The sequence below is a fragment of the Saccharopolyspora sp. NPDC047091 genome, from assembly GCF_040643635.1.
Taxonomy (GTDB): Bacteria; Actinomycetota; Actinomycetes; order Mycobacteriales; family Pseudonocardiaceae; genus Saccharopolyspora_C.
Genome location: NZ_JBEYUS010000104.1, coordinates 1 through 14,353, shown reverse-complemented (window position 1 = coordinate 14,353; position 14,353 = coordinate 1). Strand labels below are relative to the sequence as shown.

Annotated in this window: 15 protein-coding genes and 1 pseudogene; 11 read left to right on the top strand and 5 right to left on the bottom strand. The window is 73.2% G+C overall.

Annotation, left to right across the window (positions count from 1 at the left end):
* Positions 1–607 precede the first annotated feature (607 nt).
* From ABZ805_RS27745 to ABZ805_RS27735, 3 genes are read left to right on the top strand one after another with little or no spacing between them, the layout of a single operon-like run.
* Positions 608–802 carry a hypothetical protein gene (locus tag ABZ805_RS27745; RefSeq protein ID WP_358446404.1) on the top strand — a complete coding sequence of 65 codons (195 nt, stop codon included), beginning with the start codon at positions 608–610 and terminating at the stop codon, positions 800–802.
* A 53-nt stretch (positions 803–855) separates the two neighbouring features.
* Positions 856–2,259: a MurT ligase domain-containing protein gene (locus tag ABZ805_RS27740; protein ID WP_358446401.1), complete on the top strand. Its 1,404-nt coding sequence runs from the start codon at positions 856–858 to the stop codon at positions 2,257–2,259.
* Positions 2,256–2,978: a glutamine amidotransferase gene (locus tag ABZ805_RS27735; protein WP_358446399.1), complete on the top strand. Its 723-nt coding sequence runs from the start codon at positions 2,256–2,258 to the stop codon at positions 2,976–2,978. The genes ABZ805_RS27740 and ABZ805_RS27735 overlap by 4 nt, the downstream gene beginning before the upstream one ends.
* Here the strand turns inward: ABZ805_RS27735 and murJ are convergent, their stop codons facing one another.
* On the bottom strand, positions 2,979–4,595 hold the full coding sequence (gene murJ, locus ABZ805_RS27730) for a murein biosynthesis integral membrane protein MurJ (RefSeq protein ID WP_358446396.1): 1,617 nt from the start codon (positions 4,593–4,595) through the stop codon (positions 2,979–2,981).
* A 140-nt stretch (positions 4,596–4,735) separates the two neighbouring features.
* On the opposite strand from murJ, the gene ABZ805_RS27725 reads away from it, so the two are divergent.
* Positions 4,736–5,206 (top strand): DUF1232 domain-containing protein, encoded by a 471-nt coding sequence (locus ABZ805_RS27725; protein ID WP_358446393.1) that lies wholly within the window; start codon positions 4,736–4,738, stop codon positions 5,204–5,206.
* 48 nt (positions 5,207–5,254) lie between these two features.
* On the opposite strand, the gene ABZ805_RS27720 is transcribed toward ABZ805_RS27725, so the two are convergent.
* Positions 5,255–6,412, bottom strand: a complete 1,158-nt coding sequence (locus ABZ805_RS27720; protein ID WP_358446390.1) for an acyl-CoA dehydrogenase — start codon at positions 6,410–6,412, stop codon at positions 5,255–5,257.
* A 137-nt stretch (positions 6,413–6,549) separates the two neighbouring features.
* Here ABZ805_RS27720 and ABZ805_RS27715 point away from each other — a divergent pair, with 137 nt between their 5' ends.
* Complete coding sequence (locus ABZ805_RS27715; RefSeq protein WP_358446388.1) at positions 6,550–7,209, top strand: TetR family transcriptional regulator; 660 nt, start codon at positions 6,550–6,552, stop codon at positions 7,207–7,209.
* A gap of 37 nt (positions 7,210–7,246) precedes the next feature.
* On the opposite strand, the gene ABZ805_RS27710 is transcribed toward ABZ805_RS27715, so the two are convergent.
* The 3 genes from ABZ805_RS27710 to ABZ805_RS27700 all read right to left on the bottom strand — a co-directional run bounded on the left by ABZ805_RS27710 (position 7,247) and on the right by ABZ805_RS27700 (position 8,858).
* Complete coding sequence (locus ABZ805_RS27710; protein WP_358446385.1) at positions 7,247–7,408, bottom strand: hypothetical protein; 162 nt, start codon at positions 7,406–7,408, stop codon at positions 7,247–7,249.
* Between the two features lie 206 nt (positions 7,409–7,614).
* Positions 7,615–7,887: a DUF5703 family protein gene (locus ABZ805_RS27705; RefSeq protein WP_358446382.1), complete on the bottom strand. Its 273-nt coding sequence runs from the start codon at positions 7,885–7,887 to the stop codon at positions 7,615–7,617.
* Positions 7,884–8,858: a hypothetical protein gene (locus ABZ805_RS27700; protein WP_358446380.1), complete on the bottom strand. Its 975-nt coding sequence runs from the start codon at positions 8,856–8,858 to the stop codon at positions 7,884–7,886. Before ABZ805_RS27700 ends, ABZ805_RS27705 begins: the two co-directional genes overlap by 4 nt.
* A 346-nt stretch (positions 8,859–9,204) precedes the next feature.
* On the opposite strand from ABZ805_RS27700, the gene ABZ805_RS27695 reads away from it, so the two are divergent.
* From ABZ805_RS27695 to ABZ805_RS27670, 6 genes and pseudogenes are all read left to right on the top strand, one after another.
* Positions 9,205–10,053 carry an undecaprenyl-diphosphate phosphatase gene (locus tag ABZ805_RS27695; protein WP_358446377.1) on the top strand — a complete coding sequence of 283 codons (849 nt, stop codon included), beginning with the start codon at positions 9,205–9,207 and terminating at the stop codon, positions 10,051–10,053.
* Positions 10,054–10,155: 102 nt separating this feature from the next.
* Entirely contained in the window at positions 10,156–10,845 is a 690-nt protein-coding gene (locus tag ABZ805_RS27690; protein WP_358446374.1) for a histidine phosphatase family protein, read from the top strand.
* Positions 10,842–11,336, top strand: a complete 495-nt coding sequence (locus ABZ805_RS27685) for a DUF6314 family protein (protein WP_358446371.1) — start codon at positions 10,842–10,844, stop codon at positions 11,334–11,336. Before ABZ805_RS27690 ends, ABZ805_RS27685 begins: the two co-directional genes overlap by 4 nt.
* A 298-nt stretch (positions 11,337–11,634) precedes the next feature.
* Positions 11,635–12,825, top strand: coding sequence for an RtcB family protein (locus ABZ805_RS27680; protein WP_358446368.1), 1,191 nt, complete (start codon positions 11,635–11,637; stop codon positions 12,823–12,825).
* A 144-nt stretch (positions 12,826–12,969) separates the two neighbouring features.
* Positions 12,970–14,148 carry a macrolide family glycosyltransferase gene (locus ABZ805_RS27675; RefSeq protein ID WP_358446365.1) on the top strand — a complete coding sequence of 393 codons (1,179 nt, stop codon included), beginning with the start codon at positions 12,970–12,972 and terminating at the stop codon, positions 14,146–14,148.
* Between the two features lie 11 nt (positions 14,149–14,159).
* Positions 14,160–14,353: pseudogene (locus ABZ805_RS27670) on the top strand (TIGR02677 family protein); the annotation flags it as partial.

The window sequence follows — 14,353 nt, the reverse complement described above, 5'->3', positions numbered from 1 at the left end:
CCTCGCTGCGGGTTCGTTTTCACAGGTGGCTCCGCCACAGGAGAAAACGCTGTCCTCGCGAGGACACCGCTGAGAACCCGCGGGTGGTCCCGCTGCGTGCTGGGTCGCTGCTCAGCGGCTTCGCCGCTGACAGGAAGAAGGTCAGAGGCGCTCCGCGGGGTCGATGGTGGGGGAACGGGGGTTCGCCGTCCGGTGTCCGGCAGGCGAACCGTTCACTTCAGGCGTCTGCGGCGGAGGTCGGAACGGATGTCCCACGCCGTCCACCACACCCCGCCGAACGCCACCGCGCCCAGCACGAACAGCACCCAGTACTCGGTCATCGCACGACTCCCCAGTCCACGACCCAGCCCACGCCGGGACCCGCTCCCGCGGGTCACCACATCCAGCGGTCTCGGCACCGGACGCGCCGCCGACCCTAGGCGGCCGCGAACCCTGATCGCCGGGCGAACCGGCCGCACCGAGATCAGCGCGCACGACCGGAACGAGCAGCTCGGCCGGGTGACGCCCCGGCATGTCGGCACCGGTCCGTGACCACCCCTCTCCGAGGATGGGAGGCCGCGCCGGAGACCCGGCTCAGCCGACACGGGGAAGGAGGTGCCCAGGAGTCGTGTTCCCCGCACATCACGTGGTCCTCGCCGAATCGCTGCAGACCCACGGACAGGTCGGTGCGCTGACCCTCACCGCCGGTGGCCTGCTCGGATTCGTCGCGCTGTATCGGCGGCGCCGGGCCACACTGTCGAAGCGGCGGGCGAGGGCGGTGAGCAGGCCGGACCTGGTCGATCCCCTGGTCCCGCGGCAGTGAGGTGAGCCGGGCACCGGCCACCGCACCCGCTGTTCGTCAAGGGGGAGTGACGAATGACCGGAACCAGAAGGGACGGCCGGCAGGACGAGACCGCGGAGCCCGACGGCGAGCGGGCAGCGGCGGGCCAGGGGAGCCCGCCGCCGCCCCGCACCGCATCGGACGCCACGCCGGACGACCCGGCCGCGGCCACGCCCTGGCGGACGATCGCCCCGCCGCACATCGGCGCACCGGCCACCGGCAGACCGCTGCGCACCACGCTGGCCGTCGGTGCCGGCCGCGCCGTCGCGGGCATGTCCCGGCGGCTGCGCCTGGGCAGCGGCGGCATGATCGGCGGCAGGCTCGCGCTGAGCCTGCAACCCGGACTGCTCGGCCGCCTCGCCGCGGGCAGGCGCATCGTCATGATCACCGGCACCAACGGCAAGACCACCACCACCGCTCTCGTCGCCGAAGCGCTGCGCACCCGCGGCACCGCCACCAGCAACGTCACCGGCGCCAACATGCTCGACGGCCACGTCGCCGCGCTGATGACCGACCTGTCCGCACCGTTCGCCGCCCTCGAGGTCGACGAACTCCACCTCGCCCAGGTCACCGCCGAATTCGCGCCGTCGGTGATCGTGCTGCTCAACCTCAGCCGGGACCAGATGGACCGGGTCGGGGAGATCCGCACCGTGCAGCGCAGCCTGCGCGCCGCGCTGGAACGGGTGCCGCACACCCGCGTCGTCGCCAACCGCGACGACCCGAACATCGTCTCCGTCGCCGCCGACCACCCCGCCGTGACCTGGGTGTCCGGCGGGGCGCGCTGGATGCACGACTCGCTGAACTGCCCGCGCTGCGGCGCGCACATCGCCGACCTCGACGGGCCGTGGCGCTGCACCTGCGGACTCGCCCGCCCGGAAGCGGACTGGACGGTCACCGCGGACGCCGTGCTCGGCCCCGACGGCTGGGCGCGCGAGCTGAGCCTGCAGCTGCCCGGGCACGTCAACCGGATCAACGCCACCTTCGCGGTCGCCGCGGCCGCCGAACTCGGCTGCGACCCGGACCGGGTGCTGACGCGGATCACCGACCTGCGCCAGGCCAGCGGCCGCTACGCGACCGTGCTGCTCGACGACCGGGTGGTGCGGCTGCTGCTGGCGAAGAACCCGGCGAGCTGGCTGGAGATGCTCGACCTGGTCTCCGGGCACGACCGGCCGCTGGTGCTGGCGGTCAACAGCCGGGAAGCCGACGGCTACGACGTCTCCTGGCTCTGGGACGTGGACTTCGACTCGCTGCGCGGGAGGTCGGTGCTGGTGACCGGAGAACGAGGCCTGGACCTGGCGGTGCGCCTGCGGTACGCGGGGGTGCGCTGCGACGTGGTGGGCACCGCGCAGGAGGCGCTGGGCCGCAGCGGCGCCGAACCGGACGTGATCGCGAACTACACCGCTTTCCGCGACCTGCTGGCCCGGAGCGTGACCCGATGAGCGGCGGCGTGCGGATCGCGCTGCTGCTACCGGACCTGCTGGGCACCTACGGCGACCGCGGGAACGTGCTGGTGCTCGAACAGCGGCTGGCGTGGCGCGGCATCCCGAGCGAGACGGTGACGGTGCTGGCGTCCGCACCGGAGGTGCCGGAGTCCTGCGACGTGTACCTGCTCGGCGGTGGTGAGGACGTGGCGCAGACCGCCGCCATGCGGGTGCTGTCCCGCTCGCCCGGGCTGCAACGGGCGGTGGCGCGCGGCGTGCCGGTGCTGGGGATCTGCGGCGGCCTGCAACTGCTGGGCACCGAGTTCACCACCGGTGACGGGGTCCGCCACGAAGGCCTCGGGCTGGTCGACGCGACCACCGAACCCGCGCCGGAACGCGCGATCGGCGAGGTCACCGCGAACTCGGTGCTGGCCGGCGTCGGGATGCTGACCGGGTTCGAGAACCACCTGGGCCGCACCAGGCTCGGTGCCGGTTCGGTGCCGCTGGCGCGGGTCACCCGCGGCACCGGCAACGGCCACGACCGCGCGGAGGGCGCGGTGCGGGGCCACGTGGTGTGCACCTACCTGCACGGGCCGATCCTGGCGCGGAACCCGGCGCTGGCCGACCTGCTGCTGGAGTGGGCCGTCGGAGCCCCGCTGCAGCCGATCGCGGAACCGGAAGAGCTGGCGGCGCTGCGGGTGGAGCGCACCCGGGTGCGGGCGCGCAACCCGAAGTGATCAGCGGCGGCGCAGCGCGTCGCGCACCGGTTGCACCTCGGGGGCGCGGACCAGCAGCAGGCCGCCGAAGCTCGCGGTGAGCACCACGACGCCGTGGACGACGAGGCTGGTCCAGGCCCCGGCGATCGGGCCGGTGTCGCCGAGCGCGGCGCGCACGGCCTGGTCGGCGGCGAGCGCGCAGCCGCAGGCCGCGGCGGTGACCGCGAGCGCCCGCAACAGGCTCCCCGCGGTGCGGCGGCTGTCGACGCGGCCGATGCGGGCCCGCAGCCACAGCTGCCCGACCAGGGCGCCGAGCACGAAGCTCAGCGACATGGCCAGCGCGACGCCGACGACGAGGTCCGCCGGATCGCTGGTGGCCAGGAACAGGTAGCACAGCCCGGACCGGAACCCGACCATGATCAGGTTGATGAGGGTGGGCGTGCGGGCGTCCTTCATCGCGTAGAAGGCCCGCAGCTGCAGCATGGTGATCGCGAACGGCACGATGCCCAGCGCGCACACCCCGATGGTGGCGCCGAGCCGGTCCGCGGCGGCGATGCCGTTGTTGCCGAGCGAGAAGAACGCGATGCCCAGCGAACCCCCGGCCACGACCATGAGCGCGCTGATCGGCAGCAGCAGCACCCCGCTCATCCGGGTGCCCAGCGACAGGTCGGCGACGAACGCGCGCCGGTCCGGATCGGTGGCGGAGCGGCTGATGCGCGGCATGAGCGCGGTCAGCAGCGACACCCCGAGCACGCCGTAGGGCACCTGGGACAGCAGCCACGCGTAGGTGAAGGTGGCGACGCTGCCCTCGGTGCCCTGCGCGCCGACGCGGGTGGTGACGATCATGCCGAACTGGCTGATCAGCGTGTAGAGCACGACCCAGCCCGCGAGCGAGGCGAACTCGCCGAGCCGGTGGTCCCAGCCCCACCGCCACCGGTAGCGGAACCCGGTGCGGCGCAGCGACACGGCGACCACGAGCGCTTGCGCGACGATGCCGAGCGCGGTGCCGATGCCGAGCACGAGCAGCTTCGGTTCCCCCATGCGCACCGGGTCGAGGGTGATGGTGCCGGGCAGCAGCACGAACACCCCGGCCGTGGTGAGCACGACGACGTTGTTCACCACCGGCGCCCAGGCGGGCGGTCCGAACACGTGGCGGGCGTTGAGCACCGCCGACAGCAGCGCCGACAGGCCGTAGAACAGGATCGCCGGCAGCAGCAGGTAGGCGAAAGCGGTGGTCAGCGCGGTGTTCGCGCGGGTGTGGGCGCCGAGGTAGAGCGCGGTCAGCAGCGGTGCGGCGGCGACGGCGAGGACGGTCGCACCCGCCATCAGCACCCCACCCGTGGTGATCAGCCATTGGGCGTACTGCTCGCCGTCCCGTTCGCCGCGCTGCTGGGCGCGCACCAGCAGCGGGACGGCGACGCTGGTGAGCACGCCGCCGAGCAGCAGCTCGTTGACGACGGTCGGCAGCGTGTTGGCGACCGTGTAGGAGTCGTTGACCATGCCGAGGCCGAGGACGGCGACGAGCACGACCTTCGAGGCGAGCCCGGTGATCCGGCTGACGATGGTGGCCACGGCCATGGTGCCGCCCGCGCGGGCCAGCGATGGCTGCCGACGTGTCGGTTCGGCCTGTTCGACCACGGTGTCCCCCTGCTGTCCGCCCGGCCCTCGGCGACTGTGGCACGGATCGGGGTGGCTCGCGTGCCGGTCGGTCCGGGCCGGTGCGCGCGGCGGCCCGTGGCAGGCTGGTGCGGATTCCCGCGTTCGTGAGAGGTGTCGTGATGATCGCCGTTGGCGGAGTGCTCGTGCTGGCCGGGCTGGTGGCGCTGGTGGTGGGGGACTGGAGCGGGTCGGGCTGGCTGGTTCCGGGTGGCTTGCTCGCCGCGGGCGCGGGGGTGGTGGTCGCCGGGTTGGTCGCGGCGGTGCGGCGCAGGCTCGCTCCGGTGCGCAGGGTGCACCGGGCGGCGCGGTCGGCACCGGGTACCGGTGGCCCGGTGCAGCGGCTGCGGGTGGTGCCGTCGATGGTCGCGGCGCCGTGGCGCGGGCGGCCCGCGGCGGTGCCGCGCTACCAGACGGTGCTGTGGCTGGCGGGGCTGCTGTACGTGATCTGGCCGCTGGACTTCGTGCCGGACCTGCTGCCGCTGGTGGGCATCACCGATGACATCGGGGTGGGGGCGTGGCTGCTGACCAGCCTGTACGCGGAGGCGGGCAACCAGCTGGCTCGCGAGGCCGAGGACCCGGACGAGGGGTGAGCGAGCCGTGGCCCCCGGCGCGGAACCGGGGGCCACGGGCGGGGGCGGTCAGCCCTTGAGCAGGGCGCGGGACATCACCATGCGCTGGATCTGGTTGGTGCCCTCGTAGATCTGGGTGATCTTGGCGTCGCGCATCATGCGCTCCACCGGGAAGTCGCGGGTGTAGCCGGCGCCGCCGAACAGCTGCACGGCGTCGGTGGTGACCTCCATGGCGACGTCGGAGGCGAAGCACTTGGCGGCCGCGGAGATGAACCCGAGGTTGCCCTCGCCGCGCTCGGCGCGGGCCGCGGAGACGTAGACCATGTGGCGGGCGGCTTCGACCTTCATGGCCATGTCGGCGAGCATGAACTGGACGCCCTGGAAGTCGCTGATGGTCTTGCCGAACTGCTTGCGCTCCTTGACGTAGGCCAGCGCCTGGTCGAGGGCGCCCTGGGCGATGCCGACCGCCTGCGCACCGATGGTGGGCCGGGTGTGGTCGAGGGTGGCCAGGGCGGTCTTGAAGCCGGTGCCGGGCTCGCCGATGATCCGGTCGCCCGGGATGGTGGCGTCCTCGAAGTAGAGCTCGACGGTGGGCGAGCCCTTGATGCCGAGCTTCTTCTCCTTGGGACCGACGACGAAGCCCGGGTCGTCCTTGTGCACGGCGAACGCGCTGATGCCGCTGGCCTTCTTCTCCGGGTCGGTGACGGCCATGACGGTGTACCAGCTGGACACGCCGCCGTTGGTGATCCAGCACTTGCTGCCGTTGAGGACCCAGTCGTCGCCGGAGCGGTGCGCGCGGGTCTTCATGGCGGCGGCGTCGGAACCGGCTTCGCGCTCGGACAGCGCGTAGGAGGCGGTGGCGGTGCCCGCGGCGAGGTCGCCGAGCACCTTCTTCTTCAGGTCCTCGGACCCGGACAGGATGATCGGCATGGTGCCGAGCTTGTTCACCGCGGGGATCAGCGAGGAGGAGGCGCAGACGCGGGCGACCTCTTCGATGACGATGCAGGTGGCGACCGAGTCGGCGCCTTCGCCGCCGTAGACCTCGGGCACGTGCACGGCGGCGAACCCGGCCTTGACCAGGGCGTCGAGCGCTTCCTGCGGGTAGCGCTCCTGCTCGTCGACCTCGGCGGCGTGCGGGGCGATCTCCTTCTCCGCGAGAGCGCGCACCGCCTCGCGCAGGGCGTCGTGCTCCTCGTTGAGCCGGTAGGTCTCGAAGTTCGGGTTCACTGCTGCCTCCCGTCTCCAGCGTTGCGCTGGGGCCGTGGTGATCGCCGGATCCGGGTGCGGGCGTGTGCCGCGCCCTCGGTCGACGGAATCCTAACGGCACCGAGTGCCACTCTCAATCGGGTGGGTATATTTCGGCCATGTCCGAGCAGCCGCGGCCGCGCGCAGGCCGCACCCCGCAGGGCCGCCGCCGGATCCGCGGCACCGTCTCGCTGGCCGCGCTGGACCTGTTCGCCGCGAACGGGTTCGAGGCCACCACCGTCGACCAGATCGCCGAAGCCGCCGGGGTTGGCAGGCGCACGTTCTTCCGGTACTTCCGCTCCAAGGAGGACGCCGTGTTCGGCGACCACGAGGAACGGCTGGCCGACGTGGCCGACCTGCTGGAGCGGGCCGACGACGCCGAACCGCTGCCCGCGGTGTGCCTGGCCGCCGAAGCGGTGCTGGAGACCTACCTGGCCGACCCCGCGGTGGCGCTGCAGCGCTTCGCGCTGACCAGGCAGGTCCCGTCGCTGCGGGCCAAGGAGATCGCCAGCACCGACGACTACCAGCGGGCGTTCACCCGCTACCTGCGCGGCCGCTACGACGGCGAACCGGACGCGGCGCTGCGCGCGGCGGTGGCGGCGGCCGCGGTGGTCGCCGCGCACAACCAGGTGCTGCGGGAATGGCTCAAGAGCGGCGCCGAGCTCGACGCGCGCGGCAGGCTGCACGCGGCGCTCGACGGGGTGCGCGGCATGGCCGCGACCTGGCCCGGAACTCTCGGCACCGCGCTGGACGAGCGGGTGGGGAGTGCACCCGCCTAGCCCGCGCCGGGCATCCCGGGCCGGGAACCGGGCTCGTTCAGTCGTAGCCGCGGATCAGGTGGCTCTCGTCGGTGTCGTCGAGTTCGCCGGGCCACGGCATGCGGTGCTGGCCGGGAACGGCGGCCTCGGGCAGCAGGGTCTGCACGCTCGCGCGCGGTGAGTCGAACTGGTCGGCCGGGTTGTGCTCGGCGGGTTCCACGTCGTGCTCCTGTTCGTCGGGTGTCGGGAGGGTATGGCCGATGGTCCTGGGGAGTGGTGCAGATCGCACTCCCACCACGCCGTCGATATCTTCAGTCCACCGGAACGGACCCGCCACACGGCACGGCCGACGCATCAGGAACCCGCCAGGAACCCGCAAGGACCGGAGGCCGCCGATACCGGCTCACCCACCCGCCGGGCGACCGATCAGGTGCGCAGCTCCGGCACTCCCGGGGTGCTCCGGCGGCGGCGCAGCCACACCTTGCGGGTGCCGTCGGAGTAGAGCAGCACGCGGGACAGCTCCCACCCGGAGAACTCGGCGTGGATGCTCAGCTGGGTGGCGGCGCTGAGCCGGGTGATGCCCGGCGGCAGCCGCAGCGGCCGGTAGTCCCACTTCTCGTCGGAGAAGCCGTTCTCCCGCGCCCCGCTGCCTGCGGGGGCGGGCACGGAAGAGGTCTCGGGGTCCCGGTCCTCGCTCATGGCGTCACCACCTGCACTCCTGCCCCGGTTGCCGAGGCGACGAACACTGCACCGGTAGCGGGGTCGACGGCCGCGGAGTTCGGCTGCCGCACGGTCGGCACCCGGTGCACCTCGCGGGGTTCCCCGCCCGCGACGTCGTAGCCGACGAGCTCGTTGCTCGCCGTCAGCGTGACCCACGCCAGGTCCCGAGCGGGGTCGTAGGCCAGGCCGTAGGGCGCGCCGGGCACCGGGAAGCGCTGCTTCATGATCAGCGGATCGGTGGCGAAGGCCAGCAGCTCCTGCCCGCGGGTGTCCACGCTCAGCACCCGGTCGTAGCGGTCGGCGACCGCGCGGGTGGCGCCGGTACCCGCCCGCAGCGCGGGCTCCTTCTCCCCGGTGGCCGGGTCGATCGGCGTCAACGAGGTCTCCAGCGCGTCCAGCACGTGCAACCGCCCGCCGACCTCGACCAGCTGCGCCGGCCGCTTGAACCCGGTGGCCTGCTTCCCGCCGGGCAGCGCCACGCTGCCGGTCGCCTCCAGCCCCACCGCGAGCCCGCCGGGCACGGCGGCCGCGTCCAGCGGGCGACCCGGGTAGCGCAGCTGCTCGGCGGCGCCGGTCGCCGGATCGATGCGGGCGACCAGGTCCGCGTCCGGCTGCGCGGCCAGCAGCTTCCCGTCCGGGGTGGCGCGCAGCGTCGCCGGTGCGGCGGGCAGCTCCACCTGGCGGGGCGCGCGGCGCAGGTCGCGGGCGTCGTAGAGGGACACGGTGCGCTCGTGCGCGGTCGCCAGGATCGATGCGCCGGGCAGGAACGCGGTCACCGCGGTCGGCGGCGCGGGCACCACGGTTCCCGCGGGCCGCGCGGACGCGTCGGGGGCGCGCGCCGGTTCCGCCGCGGTGAGCGTGTCGGTGACCTGCAGCGGATCGTCGGCGCCGACACCACCGCAGCCGGTGAGCACGGTGGCGGTGAGGCAGGCGGCGACCAGTCGGCGCAAGGGGCCCTCCAGGTGCGTGCGCCCGTGGTTCGGGCGGTGACAGCTCTAGGATTCCTGACCTGCCGCGCTGCTCGGCCGCCCACCCCCCGGGTGAACGTCCAGCATCGCACCGGTGCGCCGCGGCGGGCCAGGCCCGGATCGGCGCCGGTGGCGTTCACGACGCGTTCGCCGAGAGTTCGCCTCCGCGCGCCGAGGCGCCTGCGGGCTCCGCCGGACGGGTCGTCGCTGGTGGCCGGTGCGGTGGGCCGGGCCGCGGGGAGTGCGGGCGGTGTTGCAAGATTTGCGCTCAGGACGAGGCCTCGCCCTGGTCGCGGAACCGGTGCGGGCCCGATTCATCCATCGCACAGTGCTGGAGTGGGTTCAGTTGTCGTGGTTGCAGGCCATGGTGCTCGCCGTGGTCCAGGGTCTGACCGAGTTCCTGCCGATCTCGTCGTCGGGGCACCTGCGGATCGTCTCGGAGTTGTTCTTCGGCGATGACGCGGGCGCCTCGTTCACGGCTGTGACGCAGATCGGTACCGAACTGGCCGTGGTCATCTTCTTCATCAAGGACATCGTGCGGTTGATCGGCACGTGGTTCCGCGGCCTGGTCGACGCCGAGGCGCGGCGCACCCAGGACTACCGGCTGGCGTGGTACGTGATCGTGGGCAGCATCCCGATCGGCGTGCTGGGCCTGCTGTTCCAGGACTACATCCGCGGCGCGCTGCGCAGCCTGTGGGTGACCGGCGCGATGCTGATCGTCTTCGGCGTGCTGCTGGGGCTGGCGGAGCGGTTCGGCAGGCAGCAGCGGGCGCAGGACGGGCTGACGCTGCGCGACGGCGTGCTGATGGGCCTGGCGCAGGCGCTGGCGCTGATCCCCGGGGTGTCCCGGTCCGGCGGCACGATCACCGCCGGGTTGTCGCTGGGCCTGACCCGGCCGACCGCGGTGCGGTTCTCGTTCCTGCTGGCGATCCCGGCGGTGTTCGCGGCCGGGCTCTCGGAGATCCCGCACGTGTTCGAGGGCGGCGGGCCGGGCCTGCAGCCCTCGGGCGTGCAGATGATCGTGGCGACGCTGGTAGCGGGCCTGGTCGGCTACGCGTGCATCGCCTGGCTGCTGCGGTTCGTGGAGCACCACAGCGTGTACCTGTTCGTGTGGTACCGGATCGGGCTGGGCCTGCTGGTGTTCGCCCTGCTCGGGCTCGGCGTCATGCAACCCTGATCGTGCTCGGCCCAGGTGGCCCGGTGCCCGCGCGGCGCCGGGCCACCGTCGTTCTCGGGTGGGGTTCGGCGCCCGCCGGGGCGGGGCCTACCCTCGGTTTCCGTGGCGACACTCATCCTGCTCAGGCACGCACGATCGGCGGCGAACGGTTCGGGGGTCCTGGCCGGGCGCAGCCCGGGAGTGGGGCTGGACCCCACGGGCAACGAGCAGGCCGCGGGCCTGGCCGGGCGGCTCGCGGAGGTCCCGATCTCCTCGCTGGTGCGCTCCCCGCTGCAGCGCTGCGAGGAGACGGTGCGGGAGTTCGCCGCGGCCCGCGGCCTCGACCCGGTCGTGGACGAGCGGCTGTCCGAAGTGGACTACGGCGAGTGGACCGGCCGGAAGGTCTCGGAGCTGACCGGCGAATCGCTCTGGTCGGTGGTGCAGCAGCACCCGTCCGCGGCGGTGTTCCCCGGCGGTGAGGGCCTCGCGCACGTGCAGGCGCGGGCGGTCGCGGCGATCCGCGAGCACGACGCGCGCGTGTCGGCGGAGTTCGGGCCGAACGCGGTGTGGGTGGTGTGCTCGCACGGCGACGTGATCAAGTCGGTGCTGGCGGACGCGCTGGGCGTGCACCTGGACGGGTTCCAACGGATCGTGGTCGACCCGTGCTCGATCAGCGTGGTGCGCTACACCGAGACCCGCCCGTTCGTGCTCAAGATCAACGACACCGGTTCGGACGTGTCCGGGCTGCTGCCGCCGAAGGAGGCCGCGTCCTCGGACGCGGTGGTGGGCGGTTCCACCGGCGCCTCGGCGTGACCGAGCCGGTCCCGGCACCCGATCCGGCCCGGGCACCCGAGCCGGTCCGGGGCTCCGATGCGGCCCTGTTCCCGGTCCCGGACCTGGCGCGGTACCTCACCGGCCGCTGGGTGCTGCGGCGCGACATCGTCGACGACGCGGGAGCGCGGCTGGGCGGATTCGCGGGCGAGGCGGTGTTCACCGCCGACGCGGGCGAGCTCGTGTACCGCGAGACCGGGGAGCTGGAGCTGGGCGCCCACCGCGGCCCGGCGCACCGGACGCTGCACTACCGCCTGGCGGATCCGGCGACCGCGGCGGTGCACTTCGACCACGGCGGCTTCTTCCACGACCTGGACCTGCGATCCGGGCGCTGGCTGGTGGAGCACCCGTGCCGGGCCGATCTGTACCGCGGCGAGTTCGCGGTGCACGGCCCCGACTCCTGGTGGCAGCGGTGGCACGTGGCGGGGCCGGCGAAGCACCACGTCTTGACCACCGACTTCAGCCGGGCGTGAGGCCCGGCCGCGGAAATCCGGTTGCGGCCCGCCGCGGCCGGACCGCATGATCGACGCGTCGTTCGAGAGCGGTGGCGAGCGCGCGGAAAGCGGTCGCGTGGAGCCGGTTCGGCGGCGAAGCCGCCGGTGGCCCGGCCCGCCAGCGCGGCGGCGTGCCCGCTGACGCCCGTCGTCGCGTGCTGGTGCCCGAGCCCGAGCGGCCGGGTACTTCCGCATCCCGCACCGGCTCGTCTCGTACCCGTTCGTCGTGCACCGGAGCCCCGCCGGGTCCGGTGGCGGTTCTTCCGAGGAGGTCGTGGTGGTCAGCGTGGTGCCGGGCAGCCGGGTGCCGATCCGGATGTGGGCGGATCCGGCCCGGGTGGAGGACGCGGCGATGGCGCAGCTGCGCAACATCGCCGACCTGCCGTGGGTGCACGGGCTGGCGGTGATGCCGGACGTGCACCTGGGCAAGGGCGCGACCGTCGGCAGCGTGATCGCGATGCGCGACGCGGTGTCCCCGGCCGCGGTCGGGGTGGACATCGGCTGCGGGATGAGCGCGGTGCGCACGTCGCTGCGCGCCTCCGATCTGCCCGCCGACCTCGGCAGGCTGCGGCGGCGCATCGAAGCGGCGGTGCCGGTCGGGTTCTCGATGCACGACGAACCGGTCGATCCCGCGCGGGTGCCCGGCGAATCGGGCTGGGACGGGTTCTGGGGCCGGTTCGACGAGCTGCACCGCGGGGTGCGCGGCAGGCGGCAGCGGGCGCTGCGGCAGCTGGGCAGCCTCGGCGGCGGGAACCACTTCATCGAGGTGTGCCTGGAGCAGGGCGGCGCCGACGAGGGCCGGGTGTGGCTGATGCTGCACTCCGGGTCGCGCAACATCGGCAAGGAGCTCGCCGAACGGCACGTCGAGGTGGCCAGGTCGCTGCCGCACAACGCCGACCTGCCCGACCCGGACCTGGCGGTGTTCGTGGCGGGCACCCCGCAGATGGCGGCCTACCGGCGCGACCTGTTCTGGGCGCAGGAGTACGCGCGGCGCAACCGGGCGGTCATGGTGGCGCTGGTGCAGCGGGCGGTGTCCGAGGCGGTGTGGCGCGCCCGGTTCGACGAGCCGATCTCCTGCCACCACAACTACGTGGCGGAGGAGACCTACGACGGGGTGGACCTGCTGGTGACCCGCAAGGGCGCCATCCGCGCGGGCAGCGGGGAGCTGGGGATCATCCCGGGCAGCATGGGCACCGGATCGTTCATCGTGCGCGGCCTCGGCAACCCGGAATCGTTCACCTCCGCCTCGCACGGCGCCGGGCGGGCGATGTCGCGGTCGAAGGCGCGCAAGACGTTCACCGCCGCCGACCTCGCCACGCAGACCGCAGGGGTGGAGTGCCGCAAGGACGCGGGCGTGGTCGACGAGATCCCGTCCGCGTACAAGGACATCAACGAGGTGATCCGAGCCCAGACCGACCTCGTCGAGGTCGTCGCCCACCTCAAGCAGGTCGTCTGCGTCAAGGGCTGACCGGCGGAGCAGTGACCGTGGGTGCTGTCCAGGGCACGGGCGGTGTGAGGATCACCGCACGCCTCCGCGCGCACCTCGCCGAACGGGGAGGGGCAGACTGGACGGGTGTGGGCCGAACGGCCGATACCGATAGCTAGGGGAATCGTGAACAAGCACATCGCCGTGGTCACCGTGCCGGGACACGGGCACATCAATCCGACCCTGCCGCTGGTGGAGGAACTCACGCGGCGCGGCAACCGGGTCAGCTACGCCACCGGGCAGAGCATGATGGAGAAGGTCGAGGCCGCCGGAGCCGCCGGGGTCGAACTCCCCTCGACGCTGCCGACGGTCAAGCCCGGCATGCAGATGACCGTCGACGTGATGGCCGGGATGCTGGAGTACCTGCACGGCGAGGCCCGCAACGCGCTGCCGGTGCTGCTGGAGCGGTTCGAGCAGGACCGGCCCGACGTGGTGTGCTTCGACATGCTCACCCCGGTGGGGCGGATGCTCGCGCAGAAGCTGGACGTGCCGGTGGTGTCGCTGCTGCCCAGCTTCGCGGGCAACGACCAGGTGTCGCTGCAGCAGCGGTCGATGCCGGCGGACTTCGACCCGCAGCACCCGTCGCTGGCGAAGGCGGCGGCGCTGTTCCAGGAACTCGGCGAGGAGTACGGGCTCTCCGGCGACCAATTCCCGATGCGCCCGGTTCCCGGGGCGGACAGCGTGGTGTTCCTGCCGAAGTCGTTCCAGTTCGGCGGCGAGACCTTCGGCGACAACTTCCACTTCGTCGGCCCGTGCCTGGGCAGCCGCGCGCAGGAGGACTACACCCCGGCCGACGAGCAGGCGCCGCTGCTGTTCATCTCGCTGGGCACCGGGTTCAACGACCGGCCCGACCTGTACCGCACGTTCCTGGAGGCCTTCGGCGGCACCCGCTGGCAGGTCGCGATGTCCATCGGTGACGTGGTGGACGTGGCCGACCTCGGGGAGATCCCCGCGAACTTCGACGTGCGGCCCACGTTCCCGCAGCTGGGGGTGCTGCGGCGCGCCTCGGCGTTCGTCACGCACAACGGGATGGGCTCGACGATGGAGTCGCTGACCTACGGGGTCCCGATGGTGGGCGTCCCGCAGATGATGGAGCAGGCGGCCAACGCCGACCGCGTCGCCGAGCTGGGCCTGGGCCGTCGGCTGGCCGAGGAGGAGCTGACCGCGCAGGGCGTGTTCGCCGCGGTGGAGGCCGTCGCCGACGACGAGGACATCCGCGCCAACCTGGTCGGCATGCGCGCCGACATCGCCGCCGCCGGCGGCCCCGTCGCAGGAGCGGACGTCATCGAGAACGCCTGCAGCTGAGCCCGAGGTGAATGGCCCACCAGACCACCGAAACCCGGCCGACCGGGCCATTCACCAACAACCCCGCACCGCTGTGCAGCGGCGGACGCGTCGAGAAGTTCGGCAGCACTGGGAAGGTGCGGGACGTCGCGCAGCTCGCCGCGCTGCGCGCCGCTCGGGCCAGGCAGGAGCGCACCGAGCTGGACGCCGCCTGGCAGCGCGTCGC

Excerpts from the sequence above, each read along its gene's own strand:
- ABZ805_RS27740 (WP_358446401.1), top strand. The coding sequence starts at position 856 with ATGACCGGAACCAGAAGGGACGGCCGGCAGGACGAGACCGCGGAGCCC.
- ABZ805_RS27735 (WP_358446399.1), top strand. The coding sequence starts at position 2,256 with ATGAGCGGCGGCGTGCGGATCGCGCTGCTGCTACCGGACCTGCTGGGC.
- ABZ805_RS27725 (WP_358446393.1), top strand. The coding sequence starts at position 4,736 with ATGATCGCCGTTGGCGGAGTGCTCGTGCTGGCCGGGCTGGTGGCGCTG.
- ABZ805_RS27715 (WP_358446388.1), top strand. The coding sequence starts at position 6,550 with ATGTCCGAGCAGCCGCGGCCGCGCGCAGGCCGCACCCCGCAGGGCCGC.
- ABZ805_RS27705 (WP_358446382.1), bottom strand. The coding sequence starts at position 7,887 with ATGAGCGAGGACCGGGACCCCGAGACCTCTTCCGTGCCCGCCCCCGCA.